This window comes from Belliella filtrata (assembly GCF_022549775.1).
Taxonomy (GTDB): domain Bacteria; phylum Bacteroidota; class Bacteroidia; order Cytophagales; family Cyclobacteriaceae; genus Belliella; species Belliella filtrata.
On sequence record NZ_JAKZGP010000115.1, the window covers coordinates 1 to 5,255 of the forward strand.

Sequence of the window (5,255 nt, forward strand, 5' to 3'; positions counted from 1 at the left end):
AGCTTCCTTCAGATTCCATCTCACAATGGACACCCTTGCTATTGGCTAGTGGTTGGCGATTACAAACCCCCACAGTGGACTTTCACCACCTAGTTAGTTACCATGCACGGCACACATAAAAAAAGCCAGAAATAAATCTGGCTTTTAAGTTTAATTGAATTTATAAATCTGTCACCTTCAAATTAATTATTAGGAGTCATTAGATTATTAAATAATAATTCATTAGCTGAAATTGGCCAAATGTAATTAGGTGAAGTTGGTGGAACGGATGCAACATTTTCTTTGCCTGGAATTGTAGCACCAGTTCTTAGCAAATCAATTGATCTAAAACCCTCTCCAATAAGTTCCAATCTTCTTTCTGCCATGATTGCATCAACTAGCTGATTTCCACTCAACCCACTTAAAGCTCCAGAAGGATTTGAACGTGTCCTAACTGCATTTAATAGCGCTAAAGCTCTAGCGTTATCTTGACCTGATCTTGCTAAAGCTTCAGATAGATTTAATAAAACTTCTGCATATCTGATTACAGGTGCATAGTCTAAGTGTTGAGGACCAACTGGAAATTTATTCAAATAGGTAAACTCATTGGAAGTATTGAAAAACATCCATCCTGCACGAGCGTCATTTTGTGAATCAAAAACACTAGTTGTAAATACACCTGTTTGCAGATTCAAAGAATAATCTCCAATACCTCTAGGACCTGGATTATAATAACTACCAAGACCATTTTGGGTACCTGGAAGATTTAAATCAGTAAAAGGCATTGAAAATATACTCTCTGTTGTTGTGTAAGGAGGTGAAAACACGTCATTTATGTTTGCCTGCAATGCATGAGGAACTCCAGATGATGCGGTAAAAGGAGCAGATTGAGAAACGATTTTATTTGCTTCTGTAATCACATTAGCATGTTGCCCCATGACCAAATAGACCCTAGTCTTAAATGCTATAGCTGTATTTCTGTGAGCCTTTGTGGTATTGCTGTAATTACTGCCGTTCGTTAAAGGCAAATTAGTTTCAGCAAAATTAAGATCATCTAATATCTGAGCATAAACTTCAGCAACAGTCGATCTTGCAAGGTCATTATTTTGATCATCAAGTTCTGGCTGTAGCCTTAATGGTAACCCAGGGCTAGCCCCATTATCCAAGGTGTATGGCCTTGCATATAACTGTAGCAAATAGAAATAGGTCATACCTCTTAAAAATCTTGCCTCAGCAACATATGCTTGTATTTGATCATTTGGAATAGTAGAAGTATTTGAAACTCCATTTATAAAGATATTAGCTCGGTTTATTAATAAATAAGCGACCTCCCACAAATTGACTACCTCATTAGTCGTAGATACTGTAGTATGCTGCCAAGTAGAAAAACCTGTCACGCCATTAGTAGTCCTATTTGAAAACTCTTCTGCTCGTATATCATTATAAACGAAATATCTACCACCTAGAAATTGACCATTTTTAGCAGTAGCATAAAGACCATTCATCAATTGCTCGATTCTTTCAGGAGAATCAAAGACAACTAAATCTGAGAATTGTGTCGGAGGTACTGGAGTAAGTAAATCTTCATTACAAGAAGTACTTAAAAGTACAAGACAAACAAGGAATATTCTAAATATATTTTTCATTTTCATTTCAATTTAAATACCAACGTTTAAACCTATTGTATACACCCTTGCTTGACCGATTGAGTTTCTGTCTACACCCGAAGAAGTAGGAGCATTACCATTGGTTGAAATTTCAGGATCTGATCCAGAATATCCAGTTATCAAAAATGCATTTTGAACCTGAGCATAAACCCTCATATTTCCAATTTTCAATCTTTGCGTAATATTTGTTGGTAATGAATATCCCAAAGCAAGGTTTCTGACTCTTAGAAAATCTCCTCTTTCTACATTCTCAGAAATTGGAAAAGCTGACCCATTTGAAATATTGTCTGTATAAACAATTCTAGGAATACTCCCTTGAGTATTTTCAGGAGTCCATCTGTCCAAAACATCTCTGTGATTGTTCCAGAATCTCATATCTCTCAAACCAGCTTTAGTCCCATTATAAATGTAATTTCCACCTTGATATTGAATCAAAACATTAAAATCAAAATTCCCAAATCTAAAGGTATTATCAAACCCTCCAAACCAAGTTGGTATAGTTGGACCCATAATTATCCCATCAGCATTTTGAGTAGGTTGCGCAGAAGGCTGACCATCCAATGTTGTCCATCCTGTTCCAAGATGATCATATTGAACCAAAATTTCTTCTCCATTTGAACCTCTTCTTACAAAAATTCTTCTTCCATTCTCTGGGTTTACACCTCTAGTTTCTACCACATAAAGACTCCCAACAGACTCTCCTACTCTAGTAATGTTGACTGTTTCCAGACCAGCTGTTGCTGAAAGGATCTGAGAATCATCTGAATCTAGTGATAACACCTCATTTTTCAAAGTGGAGAAGTTAAACCCTATATCCCACTTAAAGTTCGGACGATTTATGGCTTTATAATTAACCTGCATTTCAATACCTCTATTGACCATTGATCCAATATTAGTATCTATAGAGCCACCTGGGACACCTTTTGACGGTGCTTGAGGGACTGGTAGAATCAAACCATCAACAAGGTTATTGTACCAAGTCACTTCACCTTCTAATCTATCATTGAACATTCCGAAATTTATACCGATATCTGATTTCTGACTTGTTTCCCATGACAAGTTTGAGTTCGCAGGTTGTGAGTAAATAATTGTTGGATCAACTGCGTACAATCCAGTGTTATAAAGACCCAAAGATGCAAAGTTACCTACTCCATTATTCCCAACTAAACCATAAGATGCTCTTAATCTAAAATAGTTGAGCGTATTGGATAAGCTTGAGTTTTTCCAAAAACTCTCTTCTGATAAAATATAACCTGCTGATGCTCCCCAGAAATTACCATATTTGTTACCTAAAGCGAAGGCAGAGTATCCATCCCTTCTTACATTTGCGGATATCAAATACTTATTGCTGATATTTACGTTTGCTCTTGCAAAGAAAGAAACTAGGTAATTTTCAGTTTGCAAGTTATTTAATGGGACAATAGTAGTAAAATTACCTTGATAAGATTCAAAGAAATTATCAGCAATCACAGTTCTTTGAGCACCCCATCTTTCATCTTGAGTATATTGTTGTTCATTACCTACTAGTAAAGTAATATCAATGTCATCTCCAATTCCTGTATTGTAATTCAACGTGTTCTGGAAATTCCATCTATTTAAGCTTCTATAGGTATTGGCAGCGAGTCCACCAGAACCAAATCCATCACCATGAAGGGCAGTATAAAATGTCTGATCTTCAATTGTAAGATTATCTATACCATAAGTTGACCTAAAATTCAATCCATCCATGATCTTTATATCGCCATAAACTGAACCTAAAATGTGATTATTACTTGAAGACATTCTATTCAAATCCAAGATTGCTTGAGGATTCACAAATCCTGACTGAACCAAGTTATTGCCTTGACCCAACTGATTATTAGGTGTAATGTTGTAACCACCATCAGGTAAGAAAACTGGAACGTTAGGTGCTGTAACCAATGGAATCCTACCTAAACCAGCTGTATTAAACCCTTGTCCTGGAAGTGATCCAGTATTTGGAGCTCTATTTTCGGTATTGGTATAATTCATTGTTGCTCCTACAGTAAACCAATCGAATACTTTATGATCAATATTTAATCTTCCAGTTAGTCTATCAAATTCATTCCTTTTGATTATACCTTGCTGCTGTGTCAAACCAGTTGAAAAATAGTAATTAGTTCTCGCATTCCCCCCAGAAATACCCAAGTTTTGAGAGTGACCAATACCATTTTGCATTATAACATCGTACCAATTTGTATCAACAACATTACCGTTTGCATCAAGTGTAGGAAAAAAAGCATCTGCCTGACCAGCATTTCTCCTACCTTCATTTTTGATCATCATATATTCTTCTGCATTTAGAAGATCAAATAACCTTACTGGTTCAGTAACTCCAACCCATGAATCAAAAGTAACTTTGGAAGCACCCTCCTCTCCTCTTTTAGTAGTAACAAGGATAACTCCATTTGATGCTCTTGAACCATAAATAGCGGCAGCAGATGCATCTTTCAAGACCTCTACCGAAAGAATATCAGCTGGATTGATATTTGCTAGTGGGTTGTTAGCAGCTGAGTTTGTAGATAAATCCCCAGTGTAGGTAGGAACACCATCTACTACAATCAAAGGGTAAGAACTCAAACTAAGTGAGTTCACACCCCTTACTCTAATTACTGGTCTATTATTCAAAACACCATTAGGCATAATTATATTAACACCTGCTACTTTTCCTGGGAGTGCTTGATCAAAAGATTGAATTGGAGTATTAGCTATCTTTTCACTACCAATAGACGAAATAGCACCTGTAACAGTCCTTTTCGATTGTGCGCCGTAACCTACTACGATTACCTCTCCCAAAGCTGCAATATCAGCATCCAAACTTACATTTATCACTGACTGATTTCCCACCGAAACATTCTTGGTGGCATATCCTACGAAACTAAATGAGAGTTCCGTTGCATTTTGAGGGACATCGATCTGATAGTTCCCATCCATGTCAGTAAATGAGCCCACAGAGGTTCCCTTGACCACAACATTGACACCTGGAATTGGCACATTGTCGTCCGAAGACAATACCTTACCGGTTATTGTCCGACTCTGTGCTGAGACAGTGCATACTGTCAAAACAGCTAGCACAAAGCTGAGTAAAACTTTTTTCATATTATATTTTTTTGGTTTAACGATACTCAATTTTATCTAATAACCTGATATAATACAACTAAAATATAAAATTTTACACTTGAGTAATGAATAAAGTTCGTTTTATAATTTATGTTTTTTTTTCAAAAACAGAATTTTATATCATCAACACCTCTAAATCTCCAGTTTTTTAGAAAAACAACGGCTTTAAAATAAAGTGAATAAAATATAATTTTTTTTTAACTTTATTTAACACAACGAAAAGCAATAAAAGGATGAACTATCAATAAGACACCATACCTTTTTCCATATTTTTCATAATATTATAAAATTATTCTTTCCATTTTTAAAAATATCTAAAAATCAAATTTTCATACTATGAGATAGGGATAGTTCATTAAACTGTGTCTAAGGTTAAATCTTTCTTTCAGCCTACTGTCTTAGTTGCCTTAAGGCAACTAAGACAGTAGGCTGAAAATTTAGTTTTTTTGCGGTACCCTCTCTGGGTATAGT

General features: G+C 35.7%; 2 protein-coding genes. Both read right to left on the reverse strand.

Annotated elements, in window-relative coordinates; translation table 11 throughout:
* Positions 1-182 precede the first annotated feature (182 nt).
* Positions 183-1,625: a RagB/SusD family nutrient uptake outer membrane protein gene (locus MM239_RS20500; protein ID WP_241350197.1), complete on the reverse strand. Its 1,443-nt coding sequence runs from the start codon at positions 1,623-1,625 to the stop codon at positions 183-185.
* Positions 1,626-1,637: 12 nt separating this feature from the next.
* Positions 1,638-4,763: a SusC/RagA family TonB-linked outer membrane protein gene (locus tag MM239_RS20505; protein ID WP_241350198.1), complete on the reverse strand. Its 3,126-nt coding sequence runs from the start codon at positions 4,761-4,763 to the stop codon at positions 1,638-1,640.
* Positions 4,764-5,255 lie beyond the last annotated feature (492 nt).